The 22,061-nt window shown below is 67.9% G+C and carries 22 protein-coding genes and 1 pseudogene; 19 read left to right on the top strand and 4 right to left on the bottom strand.

Going from position 1 to position 22,061, the window contains the following annotated elements; all coding sequences use genetic code 11:
• The first annotated feature begins 28 nt into the window (after nucleotides 1–28).
• The 3 genes from C8D87_RS34630 (at nucleotide 29) to dprA (ending at nucleotide 4,359) form a co-directional block, all read left to right on the top strand.
• The gene (locus C8D87_RS34630; protein ID WP_233439326.1) at nucleotides 29–403 is read left to right on the top strand and encodes a YraN family protein; all 375 of its coding nucleotides are present in this window, start codon (nucleotides 29–31) and stop codon (nucleotides 401–403) included.
• A gap of 1 nt (nucleotide 404) precedes the next feature.
• Entirely contained in the window at nucleotides 405–1,925 is a 1,521-nt protein-coding gene (locus C8D87_RS34625; RefSeq protein WP_109634042.1) for a YifB family Mg chelatase-like AAA ATPase, read from the top strand.
• Between the two features lie 1,294 nt (nucleotides 1,926–3,219).
• Nucleotides 3,220–4,359 carry a DNA-processing protein DprA gene (dprA, locus tag C8D87_RS34620; RefSeq protein WP_112230096.1) on the top strand — a complete coding sequence of 380 codons (1,140 nt, stop codon included), beginning with the start codon at nucleotides 3,220–3,222 and terminating at the stop codon, nucleotides 4,357–4,359.
• Here the strand turns inward: dprA and C8D87_RS34615 are convergent, their stop codons facing one another.
• Together C8D87_RS34615 and C8D87_RS34610 are read right to left on the bottom strand one after the other, a co-directional pair.
• Nucleotides 4,360–6,315 carry a SecDF P1 head subdomain-containing protein gene (locus tag C8D87_RS34615; RefSeq protein ID WP_170166694.1) on the bottom strand — a complete coding sequence of 652 codons (1,956 nt, stop codon included), beginning with the start codon at nucleotides 6,313–6,315 and terminating at the stop codon, nucleotides 4,360–4,362.
• Between the two features lie 71 nt (nucleotides 6,316–6,386).
• Nucleotides 6,387–6,860 carry a hypothetical protein gene (locus tag C8D87_RS34610; RefSeq protein WP_109634037.1) on the bottom strand — a complete coding sequence of 158 codons (474 nt, stop codon included), beginning with the start codon at nucleotides 6,858–6,860 and terminating at the stop codon, nucleotides 6,387–6,389.
• 208 nt (nucleotides 6,861–7,068) lie between these two features.
• Between C8D87_RS34610 and C8D87_RS34605 the strand changes: the two genes are divergently transcribed.
• The 3 genes from C8D87_RS34605 to C8D87_RS45390 all read left to right on the top strand — a co-directional run bounded on the left by C8D87_RS34605 (nucleotide 7,069) and on the right by C8D87_RS45390 (nucleotide 9,602).
• On the top strand, nucleotides 7,069–8,046 hold the full coding sequence (locus C8D87_RS34605) for a tyrosine recombinase XerC (RefSeq protein ID WP_112229933.1): 978 nt from the start codon (nucleotides 7,069–7,071) through the stop codon (nucleotides 8,044–8,046).
• Nucleotides 8,021–9,016, top strand: a complete 996-nt coding sequence (locus C8D87_RS34600; protein ID WP_112229931.1) for a FliA/WhiG family RNA polymerase sigma factor — start codon at nucleotides 8,021–8,023, stop codon at nucleotides 9,014–9,016. Before C8D87_RS34605 ends, C8D87_RS34600 begins: the two co-directional genes overlap by 26 nt.
• A 367-nt stretch (nucleotides 9,017–9,383) precedes the next feature.
• Entirely contained in the window at nucleotides 9,384–9,602 is a 219-nt protein-coding gene (locus tag C8D87_RS45390; RefSeq protein WP_146771955.1) for a hypothetical protein, read from the top strand.
• On the opposite strand, the gene C8D87_RS34595 is transcribed toward C8D87_RS45390, so the two are convergent.
• Nucleotides 9,599–10,066, bottom strand: a complete 468-nt coding sequence (locus C8D87_RS34595) for a M23 family metallopeptidase (RefSeq protein WP_112229929.1) — start codon at nucleotides 10,064–10,066, stop codon at nucleotides 9,599–9,601. The genes C8D87_RS45390 and C8D87_RS34595 overlap by 4 nt on opposite strands.
• Before the next feature lie 370 nt (nucleotides 10,067–10,436).
• Between C8D87_RS34595 and rpsB the strand changes: the two genes are divergently transcribed.
• The 8 genes and pseudogenes from rpsB (at nucleotide 10,437) to C8D87_RS46355 (ending at nucleotide 15,618) form a co-directional block, all read left to right on the top strand.
• On the top strand, nucleotides 10,437–11,258 hold the full coding sequence (gene rpsB / locus C8D87_RS34590) for a 30S ribosomal protein S2 (protein ID WP_109634029.1): 822 nt from the start codon (nucleotides 10,437–10,439) through the stop codon (nucleotides 11,256–11,258).
• Between the two features lie 71 nt (nucleotides 11,259–11,329).
• A complete protein-coding gene (gene tsf, locus C8D87_RS34585; RefSeq protein WP_109634027.1) occupies nucleotides 11,330–12,145 on the top strand; it encodes a translation elongation factor Ts in 816 nt (271 codons plus the stop codon).
• A 127-nt stretch (nucleotides 12,146–12,272) separates the two neighbouring features.
• Nucleotides 12,273–12,983 carry a UMP kinase gene (gene pyrH, locus C8D87_RS34580; RefSeq protein WP_301325822.1) on the top strand — a complete coding sequence of 237 codons (711 nt, stop codon included), beginning with the start codon at nucleotides 12,273–12,275 and terminating at the stop codon, nucleotides 12,981–12,983.
• Nucleotides 12,984–13,039: 56 nt separating this feature from the next.
• Nucleotides 13,040–13,597 (top strand): ribosome recycling factor, encoded by a 558-nt coding sequence (frr, locus tag C8D87_RS34575; RefSeq protein WP_109634022.1) that lies wholly within the window; start codon nucleotides 13,040–13,042, stop codon nucleotides 13,595–13,597.
• 67 nt (nucleotides 13,598–13,664) lie between these two features.
• Entirely contained in the window at nucleotides 13,665–14,519 is an 855-nt protein-coding gene (locus C8D87_RS34570; RefSeq protein WP_109634020.1) for a phosphatidate cytidylyltransferase, read from the top strand.
• 25 nt (nucleotides 14,520–14,544) lie between these two features.
• Nucleotides 14,545–14,682 (top strand): annotated as a pseudogene (locus C8D87_RS49290) (hypothetical protein); the annotation flags it as partial.
• 119 nt (nucleotides 14,683–14,801) lie between these two features.
• Nucleotides 14,802–15,098 (top strand): RNA polymerase sigma factor, encoded by a 297-nt coding sequence (locus C8D87_RS48190; RefSeq protein ID WP_233442441.1) that lies wholly within the window; start codon nucleotides 14,802–14,804, stop codon nucleotides 15,096–15,098.
• Complete coding sequence (locus tag C8D87_RS46355; RefSeq protein ID WP_170166672.1) at nucleotides 15,085–15,618, top strand: hypothetical protein; 534 nt, start codon at nucleotides 15,085–15,087, stop codon at nucleotides 15,616–15,618. The genes C8D87_RS48190 and C8D87_RS46355 overlap by 14 nt, the downstream gene beginning before the upstream one ends.
• Here the strand turns inward: C8D87_RS46355 and C8D87_RS34560 are convergent.
• Nucleotides 15,615–16,433, bottom strand: coding sequence for a VOC family protein (locus C8D87_RS34560; RefSeq protein ID WP_109634014.1), 819 nt, complete (start codon nucleotides 16,431–16,433; stop codon nucleotides 15,615–15,617). The genes C8D87_RS46355 and C8D87_RS34560 overlap by 4 nt on opposite strands.
• Before the next feature lie 106 nt (nucleotides 16,434–16,539).
• Here C8D87_RS34560 and C8D87_RS34555 point away from each other — a divergent pair, with 106 nt between their 5' ends.
• From C8D87_RS34555 to C8D87_RS45385, 5 genes are all read left to right on the top strand, one after another.
• Nucleotides 16,540–17,271: a class I SAM-dependent methyltransferase gene (locus C8D87_RS34555; RefSeq protein WP_411711522.1), complete on the top strand. Its 732-nt coding sequence runs from the start codon at nucleotides 16,540–16,542 to the stop codon at nucleotides 17,269–17,271.
• 251 nt (nucleotides 17,272–17,522) lie between these two features.
• Nucleotides 17,523–18,158 (top strand): RHS repeat domain-containing protein, encoded by a 636-nt coding sequence (locus C8D87_RS34550; RefSeq protein ID WP_170166693.1) that lies wholly within the window; start codon nucleotides 17,523–17,525, stop codon nucleotides 18,156–18,158.
• Nucleotides 18,110–19,747, top strand: coding sequence for an RHS repeat-associated core domain-containing protein (locus tag C8D87_RS34545; protein ID WP_112229921.1), 1,638 nt, complete (start codon nucleotides 18,110–18,112; stop codon nucleotides 19,745–19,747). Before C8D87_RS34550 ends, C8D87_RS34545 begins: the two co-directional genes overlap by 49 nt.
• Nucleotides 19,748–19,749: 2 nt before the next feature.
• Nucleotides 19,750–20,391 carry a hypothetical protein gene (locus tag C8D87_RS34540; RefSeq protein WP_112229919.1) on the top strand — a complete coding sequence of 214 codons (642 nt, stop codon included), beginning with the start codon at nucleotides 19,750–19,752 and terminating at the stop codon, nucleotides 20,389–20,391.
• 360 nt (nucleotides 20,392–20,751) lie between these two features.
• The gene (locus tag C8D87_RS45385; RefSeq protein WP_109634006.1) at nucleotides 20,752–21,132 is read left to right on the top strand and encodes a HEAT repeat domain-containing protein; all 381 of its coding nucleotides are present in this window, start codon (nucleotides 20,752–20,754) and stop codon (nucleotides 21,130–21,132) included.
• Nucleotides 21,133–22,061 lie beyond the last annotated feature (929 nt).

Genomic DNA, 22,061 nt, shown 5'->3' with positions numbered 1-22,061 from the left:
CCCAACGACCCGCAGGGAGGCGAGGGCAGTGGTGGTACGGGCACTGGTCGAGACCAGGCAGCAGGAGCTGGGCCGTCAGGGTGAGGACCTGGCGTGCAGGTACCTGGAGGGGCAGGGCCTGGTGGTCCTGTCCCGCAACTGGACGTGCCGCGACGGCGAGCTCGACGTCGTGGCCGTGGAGGGCGACCGCCTGGTCGTCTGCGAGGTCAAAACCCGGTCCGGCCCCGCCTGGGGCCGCCCGGACGAGGCCGTGGACCAGCGCAAGCTCTCCCGCCTGCGCAGAACGGCCCTGCGCTGGCTCGCCGCGCACGGCGTCGGCTGGTGTCAGGTCCGCGTTGACCTGATCTCGGTCACCTGGCCACCAGGCGGCGAACCGCGTCTGCAACACCTGCGGGGAGCCTGACGTGGGGCTGGCGCAGGCATGGTCCGTCGCGCTCTACGGCGTCGACGGCCTGGCGGTCGAGATCGAGGCCGACGTGGGCGTGGGCCAGCCCCGCACCCACCTCCTGGGCTTGCCCGACGCCTCCTTGCACGAGTCCAAGGAGCGCGTGAAGGCCGCCGTCCGCAACAGCGACGAGGAATGGCCCAAACAACGCATAGTCCTGGGCCTCTCCCCGGCCAACCTGCCCAAGGGCGGCAGCAGCTACGACCTGGCCATAGCCTGTGCCACCCTGGCCGCCGGCGGCTCGGTGCCGGCCGAGCGCCTGGCCACCACGGTGCTCCTGGGCGAACTGGCCCTGGACGGCCGGGTCCGCCCGGTCCGCGGCGTCCTTCCCGCCCTGCTGGCCGCCCGCAGAGCAGGCCTTCGCACCGCCATCGTGCCGGTGGACGCACTGCCAGAAGCGGCGCTGGTCGACGGCATTGAGGTCCACGGCGCGCTGACGCTCTCCGAAGTCCTCTCCTGGCTGCGCTCCGAAGACGTGACCCTGCAACCACCTCCGGAGTCAGCGCCGCCACCCACGCCGGAGTTCCCGGACCTGGCCGACGTCGTGGGCCAGCCAGAAGCCCGCTGGGCTCTGGAGGTGGCCGCCGCGGGTGCCCACCACCTGCTCCTGACGGGCCCGCCGGGCACGGGCAAGACGATGCTGGCCGAACGCCTGCCAGGCCTGCTCCCACCGCTGACCCGCGAAGACGCCCTGGCGGTGACAGCGGTCCACTCGGTGGCCGGCACGTTGTCCTCCGACTGCCCGCTGGTCGCCAGCCCGCCGTTCGTGGACGTCCACCACACGACGTCGATCGCCGCCCTGATCGGCGGAGGCAGCGGCATGGCCAAACCAGGCGCCGCGTCCCGAGCCCACAAGGGCGTTCTCTTCCTGGACGAGGCCTGCGAGTTCGGCCAGAAGACGATCGACACCCTCCGCACGGCCCTGGAATCCGGCGAAGTCCGCATCCCCCGCCGCGACGGCATAGCCCGCTACCCGGCCCGCTTCCAGCTGATCCTCGCCACCAACCCCTGCCCGTGCGCGCCGCCGAAGGAAATCGACTGCATCTGCACCGCCACAGTCCGCCGCCGCTACCAGGCCCGCCTCTCCGGCCCGTTGCTGGACCGCGTGGACCTCCGCGTCCGAATGAGAGCCACCACCGCCATGACCACCGCCGACGCCGCCCCACCCGAACCCACAGCCACAGTCCGCGAGCGAGTCCTGAAAGCCAGAGCGAGAGCCGCCACTCGCTGGTCCTCCCACGGCCACACCTGGCCGGCCAACGCACTGGTCCCAGGCCCAGCCCTGCGCCGGGAGTTCGCCCTCCCCCGCCAAACCACAACCCTCCTCGACCGAGCCCTGGCCACCGGCGCCCTGACCGGCCGAGGCGCCGACCGCTGCCTGCGCGTCGCCTGGACCCTGGCCGACCTGGCCGAGTCCGACCGCCCCACCGCCGACCACGTAGCAGCAGCCCTCCAATTCCGAGAACGCCGAGCAACCTGACCCCACCCGCCGGCCCCGCGCCCGCCGTCCCTCAATCCGCCGGTCGCGGAGGCCCCAAGCCCCGACTCCGCGACCGGCCCCACTCAAGCGGCCCGCACCTGCCCACCCCAGCAGGCGCCCCGCCCACCCACTAAGTCCAGCCATCGACCGGCACCTGGCCTAAACAATCCCCAAAGCCGCCAGGCGCGCAGCCACTCCCACCGCTCCGCGCCTGGCACCCAGCCACCGGACGCACCGCCTCGAGCCTCGGCTCGCGTCCGGTCCCCGAGCGGGTCGCCCGCCCCACCCCCAGCGGGCGACCCGCTCCACCACCCCGAGCCACCGGGCGTGGAGCGCTACTCCGCTCCGCACCTGGCACCTGACCACCGGATGCGCTGCCTCGAGCCTTGGCTCGCGTCCGGTTCCGGAGTGGGTCGCCCGCCTCATCCCCGGTGGGCGGCCTGCTCCACCACCTCGAATTACCGGGTGTGGAGCGCTACTTCCGCTCTGCGCGTGGCACTTGGCTACCGGATGTGCTGCTTCGAGTCTTGGCCTGCGTCCGGTTCCGGAGTGGGTCGCCCGCCTCATCCCCGGTGGGCGGCCTGCTCCACCACTCTCGAGCCAGCAGGTGTGGAGCGCTCTACTTCCATTCCGGCCTGGCACAGCTACCGGGCGCGCTGCCTTGAGCCTTGGCTTGCGTCCGGTCCAGGAGTGGTCGTCCGCCCCATCCCCGGCGGGCGGCCTGCTCCACCACCTCCGAGATACGGGCGTGGAGCGCTACTCCGCTCTGCGCGTGGCACTTGGCTACCGGATGCGCCGCCTTGAGCTTCGACTTTCGTCCGGCCCCTGAGTGGGTTGCCCGCGCTATCACCAGCGGGCATTCCGCTCCCCCCGAAGCCGTCAGGCGCGGAGTTCCACTCCCACCGCTCCGCGCCTGGCACCTGGTCACCGGACGCGCTGCCTCGAGCTTCGGCTCGCGTCCGGTCCCGAGTGGGTCGCCCGCTCTACCCCCAGCGGGCGGCCCACTCGCCCCGAAGCCGCCAGGCGCGGAGCCACTCCCACCGCTCCGCGCCTGGCACCCGGCCACCGAACGCGCAGCCTCAAGCCTCGGCTCACGTCCGCTCCAACTCCCTCATCCGAACAGGAGCCCGACCATGACCCCCCTCCTCGCGCCAGCCACCTCCACCGCAGCCATGGCCCTGCCCGCGCTGCTCCAGCTGCCGTGCACAGTCCGCAGGCGGATTTTCGGCGCCAGCCCGCCGAGCCCGTGGCATCCCGAACCCTGGCACCGGTGGCTGCCCTGGTGGTGGTTCCGGTGACCGCGCGACCGACCGACGCCGTCCGCCTCGCGAGGGCCTACCTGTCCCGCGTCGCAGAGCCCTTCCCCGCCGCGCTGGCAGCGCTCGTTGCCGAGGTTGGGCCGATCACCGCGGCCGAGCTGGTGCGCGACGGTGACGTGTCGCCGTCGGTCGCCAGCCAGACTTCGGCTCGGCGGGCCGAGGAGCGGGTCCACGAAGACCTTGAGCTCATCGGCAAGCGCGGTGGGCGGCTGGTGGTTCCCGAGGACGACGAGTGGCCGCGGTGGCCGTTCGTGGCGCTCGGTGGCGTGGCGGCGCAGCGGTGCGGGGGTGAGCCGCTGGCGTTGTGGGTGCGCGGGCCGCACGACCTTGCCGACGTCACGGACAAGGCTGTGGCGATCGTGGGCTCGCGGGCTGCCAGCGGGTACGGCGAGCACGTGGCCGGCGAGTTCGCCTACGGGCTGGCTGAGGCGGGCGTGACCGTCGTATCCGGTGCGGCGTATGGGATTGACGGTGCCGCACATCGCGGAGCTTTGGGCGCCGGTGGGCTGACCGTCGCGGTGCTGGCGTGCGGGGTGGACTTCGCTTATCCCGCTGGGCACCAAGGGTTGCTCGGCAGGATCGCTCGTGAAGGGCTGATCGTCAGCGAGTACCCACCCGGTATGACGCCTGCGCGGCATCGGTTTCTCACGCGCAACCGGCTCATCGCCGCGTTGGGCGGCGGCACCGTCGTGGTGGAGGCCGGGCGGCGCAGCGGAGCCAAGAACACGGCGGCGATCACGTTGGCGTTGGGGCGGCCGTTGATGGTGGTGCCTGGGCCCGTCACGTCGGCCAGTTCGTTGGGGTGCCACGACCTGTTGCGCGACGGGCAGGCGGTTTCGGTCAGTTCGGTGGCCGAGATCGTGGAGTCGGTGGGGCGGTTCGGGGACGACCTCGCCACCGAGCCCGCCGAGAAGGAAAGCGAACTCGGGGCGCCGCAAGGTGAGGCCATGCGGGTGTACGAGGCCTTGGGGAAGCGGTGCGGGGTCAGCGACGAGGTCGTGTCGGTCGAGTCCGGGGTGCCGTTGGAGCGCGTGCGGGCGTTGTTGCCCGAGCTGGAGCTCGCGCGGCTCGCCTCACAGGTCGACGGTGGCTGGCAGAAGCTGGAGGTCCGGTGATCAGTTGCCCTGAATGGCGTCCGCGACCTTCCTGGCCTGGTCGAGGCTCGTGAACGGGCCCGGCAACTGGGCCGTGCCGCCCGTCAGCGGCTGTCGGATCTCGGGGGCGGAGAGCAGTTCGCCGTCGACGAGGAACGCGAGGCGCTTGCCGACGTTCGTCCGCGTCAGGTCTGTCCAGCGTTGCCTGCCCTCGGCGGTGAACTCCAGGCGGATGGCGTAGCCCGTCGTGGTTTGCTCGGCCTCGGCGTCGGCAATGTCCACTGTGGACATCGCTGCCGGCCCCAGAGTCAGCCTTTCGCTCCCGTCAGCGGAGCACCTCACCAGCGGAAGCGTGTTGTCCGTCAATGGTTTTGTGCAGTCGCTCGCATCCGCGGTCGCTGTTTCCAGCACCGGCCGGAACTCGGCTCGTGCCCGGTTGAGCGGTGCGGTGGAGCGCGTCGTCCACAACGCCGCCAGCACGACCAGCACTGCTGCCAAAGCGAACGCTGCCGGCCGGAGCGTTCGGGTGCGGAGGTGATGCGGGACGACGAGTGTCGCCGCGATGACGAGGAGGGTGAGGATCGACCAGAACGTGAAGCCGAAGTCCGCGGCCACTTTGAGGGCGATGTCGGACTGGGGTGTGGACGACTGGCAGATCGGAGTTGATTTGGCTTCCTCCAGCGGGCAGGCGAGGTGGACGCCGCGCAGCCGGGCCGACCACGTCCACAGGACGGCGAACAACCAGCCGCCGGCCAGGCAGGCCGACGGGACCGCGAACCTGAGGAAGACCGGCATCCGGGAGGCGCTCGGGTCGGACTTGCGCCATGACGTGCTCAGTGCGTCGAGCCACCAGCACAGGCCGGAGGTTCCCAGCGCGAACGCCAGAAGCACGGACGGCGCGATCGGAATGCCGATCGGAGCCTGGTCGAAGATCCGGGTGTAGAGCGGGAGGTGGCTGCCGATCACCAGGCCGGCGAGCAGTGCCGCTGCCGTCAGGAGCGGGCGCAAGCGGTTGCGGTCTTCTTGCCAGGAAGCGCGCCACAGGTAGAAGGCGGCGAACAGGGTCAGCGGGATGCCGATCACCACGCCGGTGATGACCGGGGTCGCTCTGTCGTCGGTGCTGCCGCTGAGAAGGAGATCCTGCAACGTCACGAAGGCGGCGCCTGCTGCTGCGCCGCCCAGGAGGACCTGGCCGATCGGTGAGGCCAGCAGGCGCATCGGGTTCGTCAGGGCCTGAGATCGTTCGTCGGCACCGGGGTGGCGGCGCAGCCAGCTGCGGACGACCGAGCGCGTCTGCTCGGTCTGGTGTGCCTGGACGGCCGCCAGGAGGCCTTCCACGCCGAACTCCGCCGCGTGCTGGTCGGCGGCGTGCTCGCGGGCGCGCAGGAAGGCGCGGGCGATCAGCTCGGTCAGCAGGGTCAGCGCTGCCAGGCGCAGCGTGCTCACGAGGAAGGAGGTGATGTCGCCGCGGTCGAGCAGGACGTCCAGCCACAGCACCAGCAGGGCGAAGAAACCCGTGGAGAGGTTGGCCATCCGCAGCACGGTGGCCAGTTGGTACCACCAGAGGTCGCCTGCGTGCACGTGGGCGAGCTCGTGCCGCACCACGGCGTCGAACACGGCTTTGCGTTGGCCGGGCATCGCGTGCAGCGCCAGGAGTTCCGGGCCGAGCACGATGATCGGCTTGCGCGGCGGGCCCGTTACGTAGGCGCGGCCGCCCAGGCGCTTGCCGAGGCGGACGTCCACGCGGCGAGGCGGGTTGACCTCCAGCACGAGGTCTGTGACGGCCTTGTCGGCCTCGCGGAGGCCGGTCTCGCTGAGCCGTGTGGAGCGGCGGATGCGGATCGCCGCGTAGATGCCGTAGACCGCGAGGCCCGGCGTCAGGAGCATCTGCAGTTTCTGCAGGAAGGTGCCTGCGCCGCCGCGTTCGAGACCGGACAGCCAGTTCGCGATGAAGAGGACGTTCAGCAGCACCGTCACTGCGAGGAGGAGAAGCAGAAGGATCATTTCGGACGGTAAGGCCCTGGGGCTGACCTGCGGCTTCGGTTCCGTCATCTGGTGGCTTCACCCGGCTCGCGGCCTGTGTCCTGGTCGTTTTCGCGCAGCACGAGGGCGGCGACGACGGCGTCGGCCAGGGCTTCGGCCTTCTGCTGCTTCATGCCGAGCGAGAGGGCGCGCTGCAGGGCGATCTGGCGCACCTCGGCCAGCTGGGCGGCGGTGAGCGGGGTGGACGGCAGTTCCAGCGGCTGTTCGGGCTTGCCGCGGACCTTGCGCCACGCCTTGCGCACGGCGTTGGCGGTGCCGTCGCGCACTGCCCGGCCGACGCTGTCGGAGACCGCGGTGATCACGCTGCCGGAGACGAGCGCGATCACGGGCGTCGCCATGGCCACGATGTCGCCCAGGCCGAAGCCCAGCGGGTCGTCGTGGGCCTGTCGCAGCCTGCGTTCGGCCTGCCTGGGGTTCTCCAGGTACGGGGCAGCGACCAGGTCGAACGAGGGCAGCTCCTCGGGAGCGATCTTGCGCACTACTCGACGGGCTAGTTCATCGGCTGTCCGGACGGTGGTGCTGGCTACCATCGCTACTCCGAAAGGTGATCTGTGCGTGCCGCCAAGTCCCTGGTCGTCACAGGGAGTTGAAACGTTATCGTGCTCGCGATCATGAGAGCGCTCTCAAATGGCGCGAGGGTGTGGCGATACTTGACCAAACGCCCCGACTGGCGCAGCGTCTTGGCCTATGTCCCCGCCGCCGCATGGTCGGACACGCCGTGTCGATCTCGTTCGCCTGCGCGAAAAACTGCCGGCGTCCGTTGCAGACGTGTTGCGGCAGTACGAACGGCACTTGACTTTGGAGCGCGATCTGTCGCCGCACACCGTGCGCGCGTACATCGGTGATGCGGTGGCGCTGCTGGGCCATGTCGCGGGGAATAGCCCGGAAAACGCCGACCTCGGGCGCGTTGACCTGGCGAATTTGCGGTCATGGCTCGCCGCGCAGCGCACGGCAGGGGCCAGCCGCACGACGCTCGCCCGACGTGCTGCTGCCGCGCGCACGTTCACCGCGTGGGCGCATCGTGCTGGGCATTTGGCCGCGGATCCGGGGCCGCGCCTCGCCGCGCCGCGACCGCACCGGACGTTGCCGTCCGTGTTGCGCGCGGACCAGGCGAAGGACGCGATGGCCGCCGTATCCTCTGGCGCTTCCGAAGGCGAGCCGGTTGCACTGCGTGATCAGGCCGTGGTGGAGTTGCTGTACGCCACAGGTATCCGCGTGGCCGAACTCTGTGGTCTTGATCTCGACGACGTGGACTACTCCCTAAGGGTGATTCGAGTTCTGGGCAAAGGTGGACGCGAGCGCAGCACGCCGTTCGGCGTGCCGGCGGAGCGAGCGCTGCGGCGGTGGGTGGACGAAGGGCGAAACGCCCTGGTAGCACCGGATTCGCCACCGGCCCTGTTCCTCGGTGCCCGCGGTGGCCGGCTGAACCAGCGCGCCGTTCGCACTCTGGTGCACGAGGTGGTCGCCGTGGTACCGGATTCGCCGGACATCGGGCCGCACGGGTTGCGCCACTCCGCTGCGACCCATTTGCTGGAAGGAGGAGCGGACCTGCGCACCGTCCAAGAACTGCTTGGTCACGCTACGCTCGCAACGACTCAGCTTTACACACACGTCACTGTCGAACGGCTGAAGGCGATCCATGACCGAACCCACCCCCGTTCCTGACGCCGCAGGGGGAGGATCGCGTACGGCGACCGTGCCCCCTGAACCCGTCCTGCCCGCACCAGCTTCGAAGCAGGCGAGCAACGGGCACCGTCAGAACGGCGCGCCGCGCACCGAGGCGACCTCCGAGCCCGGTGCCGAGACGCATGTCAACGGCACGCCCGCTGCCGTCCCGACTGCGGTGACGCGCGCGGACGTCAGGTCCGGTGACGACGTCGAGGCCGGCATCGTCGCGCTGTGGCGCAGCTACGGCGAGTCCCGTGAGCAGTGTCAGCGCGATCGTCTGGTGCTGCACTACGCACCGCTGGTCAAGTACGTCGCCGGTCGTGTCGGCACGGGCCTGCCGGCCCACGTGGACGTGGCCGACCTGATCCAGTCCGGCATCTTCGGCCTGGTCGACGCGATCGAGAAGTTCGAGCCGGAACGCGGCCTCAAGTTCGAGACCTACGCCATGCAGCGCATCCGCGGCGCGATCCTCGACGACCTCCGCTCCCAGGACTGGGTGCCGCGCTCGGTCCGCAGCCGCGCCCGCGACGTCGAACGAGCCCTGGAACGCCTCGGCGCCAAGCTGCAGCGCACGCCCACCGACCGCGAGCTCGCCGCAGAGCTCAAGATCGGCCTGGCCGAGCTGCGCGAGCTGTACGGCCAGCTCCAGCTCACCAGCGTCGTCGCCCTGGACGAGCTGATCGCCCCGAACAAGGGCGGCTCTTCCCTGGCCGAGTCACTGCCGGACGACGCCGCGGAAGACCCGGTGGCGAGCCTCGTCGACCAGGACAGCCGCCGTCAGCTGGCCGACGCCATCGCCCAGCTCGCCGAACGCGACCGCGTGGTCGTGACCCTCTACTACTTCGAGAATCTGACCCTCGCCGAGATCGGCAAGGTCCTCGGCGTCACCGAGTCCAGGGTCTGCCAGCTGCACACCCGTGCGGTCCTGCGCCTGCGGACCAAGCTCAACGAGCAGTCCGAGACCTGATCGCACCTCCTTCCCCGCCCGCAACCCGGCCGTAGCCGGGCTGCCGGACTGCCGTACCAGCACGCCGCCGCACGTCCGGATCGCTCCGCGCGGGTGCGTCGAGGGGCCGTACGAGCCTCACGAACATCGCCTCAAACCTCTTTCCGCCCGTTGCCAGGGCTAATTCACTCGAACGGGTGGGTCCTGGAGCTGCTCCAAGCACGCCGCGTACCCGTGGACCAGCGGGCCCGGAGGTGTGCCGGAGTGCCGACGCGCGGCTGGCCTCCGACACGTGCAGGCACGTGCCACGTCCCACGGAGACGCGCCGCTGGGCAAGCGCGGGAAGTGCCCTTCGGGCCCCTGTCGGACGGGACGGTCCGCTTGCCGCGTGCACGGACGGCGAGGGCAGCTCGACGCGTGCCCGTGGACGGGCGGGCCGGGAGGCGGAGCGGAGGGAGTGGGCGCGTCCGCCTCCCGGCATCTGCAGGGCACCTGCGGCGCGCAACGGGGACGCGCCGCTGCCGGCCGCCGGGGGAGCGGCGGGGAGTGCCCTGCCGGGCCGCTGCGGGCGGGACAGCTCGCCCGCGCGGCGGAGTTCGGCTGCTAGCCGCCTCGCGGCGGCGCGTTCAGCGGGAGCAGGCGGACGCGGCCCTGCACGACCAGGCGCAGCGGGTCCAGGTACTCGTCACCTCGCCGGACGCCCCAGTGCAGGCAGGGCGAAGGGCAGTGGCCCTCCTGGAGGTGGCCGATCACTTCTCCGCGCCGCACCTGTCGGCCGGCTGCCACGGTCGGCGCCACCGGTTCGTAGGTCGTCCGCAGGCCGTTGCGGTGCTGCACGGAGACCAGCGTGCGAGCTGCCACGGCTCCGGCGTAGACCACCACTCCGTCTCCGGCGGCCAGGACTGCTGTGCCTGCCGGGGCCGCGAGGTCCACGCCGCGGTGGCCGGGGCCGAACGGCGAGGCCGGAGCCTGGAAAGCGCGTACCACCGGGTGCGGTGGCGGCAGGGGCCAGGAGAAGGAGGACGGGGCCAGCAGGGTCGTCAGCACCAGGGCGGTGGAGAGAAGGGGCATGGGTCATACGGTCGGCTAAAGGGGGTCTGGGGGACCACCGGCTAGCTGGGAACTGTGGACAACTCGCCGGTTGTGGACAACTGCCCGCTGCAGGATGGGGGCGATTCGAAGTTTGTCGGGGGTGGGGAGTAGACTTTTGGGCGCGTCCCGTCTGTGCGCGGGACGACTTCGCGTGCCAACGCAGATCCGACCAGCTGATCCCAGCCGGGTCGAGTCACGACGTCCGACGGTCCTGACGGTGGAGAAGTCCTCCGCGGGTGCGGGCGCCGGCATCGGCACCAGGGCACCGAGCCACCCGGCTCGGGGCGTCAACCACCACGACGCGTGAGGCGAGACCGAACGCGTCCGACAGATGAGGTGCGAACCGGCCATGGCCGTCGTAACCATGAAGCAGCTGCTCGACAGCGGCGTGCACTTCGGGCACCAGACTCGGCGCTGGAACCCGAAGATGAAGCGCTACATCTTCACCGAGCGCAACGGCATCTACATCATCGACCTGCAGCAGACGCTGACCTACATCGACCGGGCTTACGAGTTCGTCAAGGAAACGGTCGCGCACGGCGGGTCGATCCTGTTCATCGGCACCAAGAAGCAGGCGCAGGAGGCCATCGCCAACGAGGCCCTCCGCGTCGGCATGCCGTACGTGAACCAGCGCTGGCTGGGCGGCATGCTCACCAACTTCTCGACGGTCCACAAGAGGCTTCAGCGGCTCAAGGAGCTGGAGTCGATGGAGCAGACCGGCGGCTTCCAGGGTTTCACCAAGAAGGAAATCCTGATGATGAACCGCGAGAAGGACAAGCTGGAGCGCACGCTCGGCGGTATCCGCGACATGTCCAAGGTGCCCAGCGCCGTGTGGATCGTGGACACCAAGAAGGAGCACATCGCGGTCGGTGAGGCTCGCAAGCTGAACATCCCGATCGTGGCGATCCTCGACACGAACTGCGACCCGGACGAGGTCGACTACCCGATCCCGGGCAACGACGACGCGATCCGCTCGGCCGCCCTGCTGACCAAGGTCGTGGCCGAGGCCGCCGCCGCCGGTCTCATGCAGCGCTCCGGCGCCCGCCGCGACGCCGCCGAGGGCCAGGACAAGCCCGAGGTCGCCGCTGACGAGCCGCTGGCGGAGTGGGAGCAGGAGCTCCTGACCAACTCGTCGGCCGAGGCCCCGGCCGAGCAGCCCGTCCAGTCCTGATCTCCCCCACGAGGTGCCCGCGACCAGCGGGCACCTCGTGACTCAAGCGCGTACATCGCAGAAGGAAAACGATGGCGAACTACACCACCGCGGACGTCAAGAAGCTCCGCGAGCTGACCGCCGCCGGCATGATGGACTGCAAGAAGGCGCTGGACGAGGCTGACGGCGACTTCGACAAGGCCGTCGAGATCCTGCGCATCAAGGGCGCCAAGGACGTCGGCAAGCGCGCCGAGCGCACCACGTCCAACGGCCTCGTCGCGGTCAAGGACGGCGCGATGGTCGAGCTGCGCTGCGAGACCGACTTCGTGGCCAAGAACGCCGACTTCATCGCCCTCGCGGACGAGATCGTCGCGATCGCCAAGGCCAACAAGGTCGCCGACGTCGACGCCCTCAAGGCCGTCGAGGTCGACGGCAAGACGGTCGACGCGCTGGTCCAGGAGTTCTCCGCCAAGATCGGCGAGAAGCTCGAGCTGGCCAAGGCCGTCGACTTCGACGGCACCGTCTCGACCTACCTGCACAAGCGTGCCGCGGACCTGCCGCCGGCCGTCGGCGTGCTGGTCGAGTACACCGGTGACAACGCCGAGGTCGCCAAGGGCGCTGCCATGCAGATCGCCGCGATGCGTCCGAAGTACGTCACCCGTGAGGACGTCCCGGAGGAGCTCGTCGCGAACGAGCGCCGCATCGCCGAGGAGACCGCTCGCGAGGAGGGCAAGCCGGAAGGCGCGCTGCCCAAGATCGTCGAGGGTCGCGTCAACGGTTTCTTCAAGGACGTCGTGCTCCTCGAGCAGGCTTCCGTGACCGACAGCAAGAAGACGGTCAAGGCTCTTCTGGACGAGGCCGGCGTGACGGTGACCCGTTTCGCTCGGTTCGAGGTCGGCCAGAGCTGATTCGCGTGAGGGCGGGGTTGCAGGTACCAGCGACCCCGCCCTTGGCGTGTCCAAAGAAGTTCCCCAGGCCAAAGGCGCGAGGAGAGGACCTGTGAGCGAAGAAGGTAGCCACGGCTACAACCGGGTGATGCTCAAGCTCGGTGGCGAGATGTTCGGCGGTGGTGGTGTCGGGGTCGATCCCGACGTCGTCCAGACAGTCGCCCGGCAGATCGCGGCCGTCCACAAGTCCGGCGTGCAGGTGGCCGTCGTGATCGGTGGTGGCAACTTCTTCCGCGGGTCGGAGCTCCAGCAACGCGGCATGGACCGCTCGCGTGCCGACTACATGGGCATGCTCGGCACGGTCATGAACTGCTTGGCGCTGCAGGACTTCCTCGAGCGCGAGCACGGCATCGACACCCGCGTGCAGACGTCCATCCAGATGACGCAGGTCGCCGAGTCGTACATCCCCCGCCGCGCGATGCGTCACCTCGAGAAGAAGCGTGTCGTGATCTTCGGCGGCGGTGCGGGCCTCCCGTACTTCTCCACGGACACGACCGCCGCCCAGCGCGCCCTGGAGATCGGCTGCGAGATCGTCCTCATGGCCAAGGCAGTCGACGGCGTCTACACGGCCGACCCCAAGATCGACCCCGACGCGTTGATGTTCGACAACATCACCCACCGCGAGGTGCTGGAGCGAGGCCTCAACGTCGCCGATGCCACAGCCTTCAGCCTCTGCATGGACAACAACATGCCGATACTGGTCTTCAACCTCCTCACCGAGGGGAACATCGCGCGCGCGGTGCGTGGTGAGAAGATCGGCACCCTGGTCAGCACCCCCGGTGGCCGCCCGGCCTTCTAGACCTGCTGGGATCTGACAGGAACCGGGAAGAAGAACACGCAGAGCAAGGAGCAGTCGTGATCGACGAGACCCTCCTCGACGCCGAGGAGAAGATGGAAAAGGCGGTCTCGGTGGCGAAGGAGAACCTCGCCTCCGTTCGGACCGGTCGTGCGACTCCCTCGATGTTCAACCGCATCCACGTCGACTACTACGGGGCGCCGACGCCGTTGAACCAGATGGCGAGCATCTCGGTGCCCGAGGCGCGCATGGCGGTCGTCAAGCCGTACGACGCTAGCCAGCTGAACGCGATCGAGAAGGCCATCCGGGACTCCGACCTGGGCGTCAACCCCGGCAACGACGGCAACATCATCCGCGTCGTCATCCCGCAGCTCTCCGAGGAGCGCCGGCGGGAGATGGTGAAGGTCGCCAAGCAGAAGGGCGAGGACGCGCGCGTCTCCGTCCGCGGTGTCCGCCGCAAGGCGAAGGAAGAGATCGACCGCCTCGTCAAGGACGGCGAGATCGGCGAGGACGACGGCGCGCGTGGTGAGAAGGAGCTCGACGCTCTCACCCACAAGTACACCGCGCAGGTCGACGAGCTCGTGAAGCACAAGGAAGCCGAGCTTCTCGAAGTCTGATGTTCCTGATGGTTTCGCCCGGCCGAGTCGGCGCTGGCGTATTAGCTCTGGCCGGGCGGAGGTCGTGATGGGAGCACAGGTGGCAGGCAGTCCCGCGGACGTGCCCGCGTCGAAGCCGTCGCGCGCGGGGCGTGACCTGCGGGCGGCGATCCTGGTCGGCGTCGGGCTCGGCGCTGTGATCATCTTGTCGCTGCTCACCGTGCGGCAGACCTTCATCGGCATCGTCGCGGCTGCCGCGGCGGTGTCGACGTGGGAGCTCGCGCAGGCCTTCAAGAAGGGCGGCATCAACGTCGCCCTGTGGCCCGTGCTCATCGGCGGCCAGGCGATGATCTGGCTTTCCTGGCCGCTGGAACGCTCCGGCATGATGACCGCCTTCGTGATCACCGTCCTGGTGTGCATGATCTGGCGGTTCCGCGCCGGTTCGGACGGCTACCTGCGCGACCTCAGCGCGTCAGTGTTCACGGTCGCGTACGTGCCGCTGTTCGCGTCGTTCGCGGCCATGCTCGTCGTTCCCGAGGACGGCGCGGGCCGCGCGTTCGCGTTCCTCATCGGTGTCGTGCTGTCCGACGTCGGCGGCTACGCGGCCGGTGTCTTCCTCGGCAAGCACCCGATGGCGCCGACGATCAGCCCGAAGAAGTCCTGGGAGGGATTCGCCGGTTCGCTGGTCGCCGGCATGGTCGGTGGCGCGATCACGGTGACCACCTTCCTCGACGGCCAGTGGTGGCAGGGCGTGCTGTTCGGCGCCGCGCTCGTCGTCACGGCCACGGCGGGTGACCTCGTCGAGTCGCTGATCAAGCGCGACCTCGGCATCAAGGACATGGGCAGCCTGCTGCCGGGTCACGGCGGCCTGATGGACCGGATGGACTCGCTGCTCCCGTCCGCCGTCGCCTCCTGGTTGATGTTGCACCTCTTCGTGCAGTGACGTTTCGCGCGCAACGCCGCGAGTAGTGGTTGTGAGAGACCACGAGACACTGGCGGCGTTCGAGCGGACCTACCGCGACAACGTCGGCGCGATCAGCCGGTTCTTCGCGCGACGGTGCGTGGACCCGCCGCTCGTCGGCGACCTGACCGCGGACACCTTCGTCCGCGCCATCACGTCGTTCGCCACGTTCGACGCCGCCAGGGGGTCAGCGTCGAGCTGGTTGTCGGCATCGCCAGACACACCTTCGCCGCGCACGCCGAGCAGTCCGCGAAGGGCGGCGACGTGGCGCGCAGGGCCGGCGGCAGACGCGAGCTCGACCGCGACGAACTGGCAGAGCTCGAAGCCCGCATCGACGCCGAACGGCCTGGTCGCGCGCTGCTGGAACGGCTCGCGCAACTGCCGGAGCTGGACCGGGAAGCGATCGAGCTCGTGCACCTCGCTGGTCTCTCTCCCAAGGAAGCGGCCGAAGCGCTCGACGTGCCCAAGGGCGCGATGCGCACCAGGTTGTATCGCGCCATGGCACGCCTCCGCAGGGTCGTCGACGACGAAGAGGAGGCACGAGCCGATGAGCAGGTTTGAGGACAACCTCTGGGCCGAGCTGGAACGCGAGCACGCTCCCACACTGCTGGAGTCCGTTGCCACGCAACGACGTGCGCGCATGCGCCGATGGATGGGCGCAGCAGCAGGTGTGGTTGTACTGGGTGCCGCGGCCGTCATCGCACCCGTTTACTTCGGCGGCACGCCACCCGCTTACGCCGTGGTAGACAACCCGGACGGTTCGGTGACGCTGACGATCCGGGAGGTGCAGCGGTTCGAGGAGGCCACGGCGAAGCTGTGCGAGCGGGGCATCCCTGCGATCGCGGTGCCGTTGCGGACGGGCTGTGTGGAGACGGGGCGCAGTCTCGACGTCCCGGTGGCCGCGGTGGACTTCGAGCTCACCCCAGGGGCGCCCAAGATCACGATCACGCCCGGCCGCGTTCCGGCGGGCGCCACGGTCGTGCTCGCGACCGACCGGACCGCCGACGACACCTGGATCGTCACCGGCGGCCTCTATGCGAGCGACCAGCGGCCGGCGTGCCTGCCCTACCGCTCGCGCTAGTCGTCGTACGGGTCGTCCGCCTCGATGCGCGGCTCGGTCTCGATCACGCGGGACTGGTCGATCACCGAGAACGCCATTCCCGCGTGGTCCTCGACGACGGTGATGCGCCCGTACGGGGTGTCGTAGGGCTCGACGGTCACCCGGCCGCCGAGCTCCAGCACCCGGTACGCCACCGAGTCGGTGCCGATCTCCGGCGCGGCGTTGAAGTACACCATCCAGTGCGAACGCTCCGCGTACGGGAACTCCCGCCCCATCTTCTGTCGGCCGATCACCTCGGTGCCGTCGACGGACCACGTCGCGTAGTCCAGCCGGTGCCCGTCACCGATCTGCGTGATGTCGTAGTGGCACAACTCACCGAAGAACTCGTCGGCCGCAGCACCGTCCCGGGTGTTGAGCTCGGCCCACGCGTAGGCTCCGTGCCCGCCCATGCCGAAGCGCCAGTCGGGTGGCACGTGCCGGAACCCGACGACGGCACCGGTCGGGTCGGCGATCACGGTGCTCTGCGTGTGGTCGGCGCCGTCCTCGGGGTTGCGCAGCACGGATCCGCCGAGGTGGAAGGCCTTCTCCGCGGTGGCCCGCGCGTGCGGCGTGACCAGGTACAACCGCCACGGTTCAGGCTCACCCTGCGGCAGTCCGGCGACGGGAACGCCGTCGAGCATCGCCACGGTGTAGCCGCCGTCGTCGGCGTAGTGCCAACCGAAGAGGCCGGTGTAGAACTCGATCGCGGCCTTGAGGTCGTCGACGGTTCTCTCGACCCAGCACGGGCTTCCTCCGAGCAACGGCGCGAGCTGGGGCGTGTTGGGCGCGATGGACACTGCCGCCTCCTGCAGGGAAGAGATGCGGTCACGCTACGCCGTAGTTGGACGAATTCGTACGGTCACCGGGAAATCGAGGCCCTACAGTGTCTTCGTGAGGGGATTCGTGCGGGCGGCGCTCAACGCGGTGCGTCCGGTAGATGTCGTACCAAGCCCGAACATCTGGCATTGGCCTGACGTGTACGAGGTGGAAAACCGCGCACAGGACGCACACGGCGCGATTTGGTTGGCGTTAAGCGAAGAATGTCCGTTTTCTGACTCGGACGTCGTGGACATCGGCTGCGGCGACGGCTTCCACCTGCCGATCTTCGCGTCCTCCGCGCGATCGGTCGTCGGCGTCGAACCGCATCCGCCGCTCGTCGTGCGCGCCAAGCACCGGGTGGCGTCTCTGCCGAACGTGCGTGTCGTTTCCGGCCCCGCGCAACGGTTGCCGCTCGACGACGCCTCGTACGACCTGGTGCACGCCCGCACCGCGTACTTCTTCGGGCCGGGCTGTGAACCGGGGCTGAGGGAGGCGGACCGGGTGCTGCGGCCGGGTGGCGCGCTCGCGATCGTGGACCTGGACGGCGCGGCCGAACCGTACGGGCCGTGGTTGTGCGCCGACGAACCGCGCTACGACCCGCGTGCTGTCGAGAAGTTCTTCGCGGACAACGGTTTCTCATTGCGGCGCATCACCGCGGAGTGGCGGTTTGAGCGTCGTGAGGATCTGGAAGCGGTGCTGCGGATCGAGTTTTCCGCGAAGGTGGCCGAATGGGCCATTGCATCCATTGATGGGCTGAGCTTTCCGGTGGGGTACCGGTTGCACGTGCGCCGCAAGCCCACCGGTCTCATCCTGTAGGCGAACGGGGGAGCCTGGCTCAGGCTCCCCCGTTCTCGTTGGATCAGCGCTTCCTTGGCTTCGGCGAAGGGCCGCCGATGAACTGCTGGGCAGGTGCCGCCGCGGATCGGCTGGCGACACCCGCCGCGGAGCGCCTCTCGGTCACCGACCCGACCGGTCCCCGCGTGGAGACGACCTACGACGACCTCGGTCACGCCGTCACCTCCACGCAGCTGGAGCGCTACCCGACGCCGTCCGCCTTCACGACGAAGATGACCTACGACGACGGCGGCCGTCTCACGACGGTGACCTCGCCGTCGAACGAGGTCACGACGTTCGGCTACGACACGCTCGGCCAGCGGGTCTCCTCGACCGACCCGGCAGGCGTCGTCACGAAGCTCGGCTATGACAGCATCGGCCGCCAGAACCGCGTGTCCGATGGTTTGAACCGCACCACGTTCCAGACCTTCGACACGGCCGGCCGTCCGGCCACCCAGTACTCACTCGACGCGAGCGAAACGCTGCTGCGCTCGACTCGCAACCACTACGACCGCGCGGGCAACGTCGTGAAGACGACCGACCCGCTCAACCGGGCCACGACCTTCACCTACGACGCCATGAACCGCGTCATCGGCCAGGTCGAACCGGTCGCCAAGGTCGTTCGATCACCACGTCGTTCGGCTATGACGCTGCCGGCAACCGCACCAGCTTCACTGACGGCCGCGGTAACAAGACCCTCTACACCGTCAACAGCCTCGGCCTTGGTGAGTCGACCATCGAACCGTCGACGGCGGCACATCCCAACGTTTCGGACCGCACCTGGACCATTGGCTACGATCTGGCCGGTAACCCTGAGACTGTGCGCGCCCCCGGCGGCGTGGTCCGCACACGTACGTTCGACCTGCTGAACCGCCTGACAGGCGAAACTGGCACTGGTGCTGAAGAAGCAACCGACGCCCGCACTCTCAAGTACAACCTCGCCGGTCTTGTGGTCGAGTCCAGCGCTCCCAGTGGCGCCGACGTCCTCACCTACAACGACCGCGGTGCACTGCTCACCACAGACGGTCCGTCCGGCAAGTCGTCGTTCGCGTACGACGCCAACGGTCGCATGTCCACTCGCACTGACGAGTCTGGGACCTCCCGGTACGTCTATCAGCAGGGCCGCACCACCACGCTGCAGGACGCCATCACCGGCACTGTGCGGTCGATCGGCTACAACGAAGCCGGTCAGGTCAAGGCAGTCGGCTATGGCACTGACCGCACCCGCTCGTTCACCTATGACGAGTACGGCCGTCTCAAGACCGACACCCTTTCTGGTGCAGGTGGTGTGACGGCAGCGTCCACTGCCTACGGCTACGACATCTCCGACAGGCTCACGACGAAGACCACGACAGGTTTGTCGGGGTCGGGCACGAACTCCTACGAGTACGACTACTCGAACCGTCTGACCTCTTGGACCTTCAACGGTGCTCGCACCGAGTACGGCTGGGACGACGCAGGCAACCGCGTGCGTTCCGGTACGGAGACCGCGAGCTACGACGCGCGCAACCGGCTGCAGGGCGATGGCGACTACACCTACAAGTGGTCGGCGCGCGGCACTCTTGCAGCTCGGGTTTCCTCCGGCCTGGAAGAGAAGTACGGCTTCGACTCCTTCGATCGCGCTGTGCGCAACGGTGACACGCGTTTCGCCTACGACGGTCGTGACCGGCTGAGTGCGCGTAACGGCAAGAACTTCACCTACGCGGGCAACTCTCTCGACTTGGTGTCCGATGGTGAGTCGCGCTTCAGCCGTGGGGCTGATGGTTCCTTGCTGGCACTCGGGCAGGGGGATCAGAAGCGGCTGACGGTCAGCGACTCGCACGGCGACCTGGTTGGCGGGTTCGATCCGGACAGCTCACTGCAGTCGTTGACGGACAGCGCCGCGTTCGACCCGTTCGGACAGGCGATGGCGTCGGTTGGTGCCAAGCGGTCGCTGGGGTTCCAGGGCGACTACACGGATCCCGCGAGCGGTGACGTGGACATGGGTGCCCGCTGGTACTCGCCAGGCACGGGCGGGTTCACGGCCCGCGACAGCATTTCACTGCCTTCGTCTCCGTCTGGCATGGCGAACCGGTACGCCTACGGGTTGGGCGCGCCGACGAACTTCAGCGACCCGGACGGCCACTGCCCCGAGGGCTACACCTCCTATCTGTACGGCGCCGACCGGCGCTGCGTTCGCAACAACGACCCCACGATTCCTGACGACCGTGGGTGGTGTCGCGGCTTCGACGAGGTCTTCCAAAAAGGCGACGGACACGCGGAAGAGACGATCATCAATAACCTGTTCAGCCCAAATACCGGGGTGCAGGAGTGGGGCATCATCGAGGGCGGTACCTCGACAGGAATCTGCTGGAGCAACTGCTACCCTGATTTGGCAGGTAACGGCATCTCGGTTGGCGGACCCGATTTCAGGTCGAGTGAGATGAACTCACCTTGGCGTATGTTCTGGAGTCTATAATTATGCCGCAAGATCCGTATGAAGAGCTTGGTGCGGCGCTCGGGCGCGCCTCTTCCCGAGCCCTGGTCTTCAGTGCTCTCGGATGCATCCACCGCGCGTCAGCCGTGCTGATTGCGGGTGGCGTGGTGGACGGGGATGTCGCGCCGTTCTCGGAAGGTTCGTTGTTGGAGATGGGGCAGCTACCTGACCTTGAGGCCATTCAGGCTGTTGTGGTGTCGAGGCAGCAAGGCCTGGCCGTCCTTTCAGCTGACCCCGAGACAGGCGAGCTGCCGGAAGAGTCTGATCGGGCTGAGCTGCTCGCGATGGCAGCAGAAATGGTGCTTCGGGCCAGCGTGAACACCAACCCCGCCTCGCTTCGGGAATGGGCTGATTTTTGCTCTTCGCTTTCCGGCGACATTGCGCAGCATCTGGACGGCATGCAGTTGTCGAGCGTCGACGAGTACAATTCGAGGTTGCCCAGTCCGTACGAAGAAATCCCTCCGCTGCCGGCGCGGGAGATATTCGCGCAGCTGGAGATAATCCGAATTGTAGATGATGCGGACGCTGATGCGGTGAGCCGGATCTCGGAGCTGTCGACCGAGTTGCGACGTGAGCTCCTGGTCATTGCCTCCGAGGCGGCGGCGCCTGGCGGTTCATCGGACTGAAGCTGATTCGCGGAGAAGTGAATCACGGGAAGGCTGAACCGCCAGGTCGAAGCCTTTCGGTTGGACTGCTGGCAGCTCGGCGCTGGGGAGGATGCCCTGTGCACTCCATGTGGAAGCGTAAACCTACGCTGGGGCCAGGGCCTGTGCGTGTGTCAACTCGATAATCCTTGGATTCGAAAGCGTGGCGGGCCGGTAATGAATTCTGATCGCGACGCACCTCTCGTCGACACGATTGACTCGATGGTTAGTGGCTTTATCGCCCCGGCGCGTGCGCACGACATTGCACGTGAGTATCCAGCTGTCGTGTCCTCCGTAGCTGTTTGGATTCGTGATTCGGCGGCGGCGGGAAACTGGAGTCGCGTGGAGAGGCTTGCAAATCTGGCTGCTCCGCTTGCCGCTCCCGGACTGGGTGAGGTTCTTTGCAGTATCATCGAGAGGGACATCAGTGGGTTGAACACCGAAGACCTCGTAGAAATCTTGGGGGATATCGGGGCATCAGAGGCTGCGGGTAGCATCTTCAGGATGCTTCAGCGGAGGATTGCGTTTGACAAGCCTGCTTACTGGCTCGCTCAGAAATCTATCCTAGCTCTGAGTGAGTTCGGCACGGAGGAGGCCGATGAATACCTGCGGGACATGACTCGTAGTGACTGGCCGGACCCGGTTCGATGGCATGCGGCTGTTGCTCTGTGTGTGGAGGACGATCTTGGCTTTGACGAGGATCGAATGCTTGGGCATTCATGACCTCGTTGACCTCTCTGTGTGAGAGGGTTGGCTTGACTCCGGGGACCACGAAAAGCAGATGATCATCTGCTTTTCGTGGTCCCCCGGAGTCACGGAAGTCCTCTTCGGTAGCGGGCTCCCCTGGGTCGAGTGATCATGCGAAGTTCAGTGCAATTGCGGCACCATCACGCGCGACGACGACCCCGATCACGGCTTGCGGATGGTCACGTAAAGTTCGCCGGTAAGCAAATCGGGTCAGCTGAACTTGGCTATTAATGAAACAGATGTGAATCATCTGTGGGCCTACGGGGATCTGTCTTCAGGTGCAGTGCTGGTTGTTGTGGAAGCTGCGATCGGAAACATCTTTGGATTCCGACTATCGCCAACTTATCGCGGTCTCCAGCCGGTGAGGTGGATTTACAGTGACGTAGATCTTGTTCGGCTGAACCGACTACCCCTCAAGCGCCAGGCGTGCGACACTTTTGGTTGATGATCGGGGCTGCGAAAGACGCAATTGGTGGAATTATTGCGATTTCGACCGTAATTCCTGTATTCCAATCGTGATTTTGCGCGACTTCCGCGTTTGTGAGTTAAGATCGCGGAAATTGGTGGACTCGCGCAGACTGAGGTGTTCGAGCGTCGATCGGTGACAGCGAACTGATACATCTGGTCAACAGATTGACCTCCGAGGATGGTGCGACGCGCGAGCTTACCTATTGCACGATTATGAACTGGCTCGTTTCCTTCGACGCGAAGGAAACGAAGGTGATCGAATCGGTGCTGGCATCAGCTGCTGCTATCGAGAGTCCTGGGGATGTGCGTGAAAGTCAGCTGCGCGCCATCCTTGAGCTGTCGTTGCTGGCAGCTCGGCGCCGACTGGGGCGAGGTGGACGAGAGCGACGCGCTCGCGTTGCTGCACGCCGCGGCTGACACGGGTGTCGGCTTCTTCG

Source organism: Lentzea atacamensis, assembly GCF_003269295.1.
In the GTDB taxonomy this organism is placed as follows: Bacteria; Actinomycetota; Actinomycetes; order Mycobacteriales; family Pseudonocardiaceae; genus Lentzea; species Lentzea atacamensis.
This window is presented reverse-complemented; position numbering and strand designations above follow the sequence as displayed.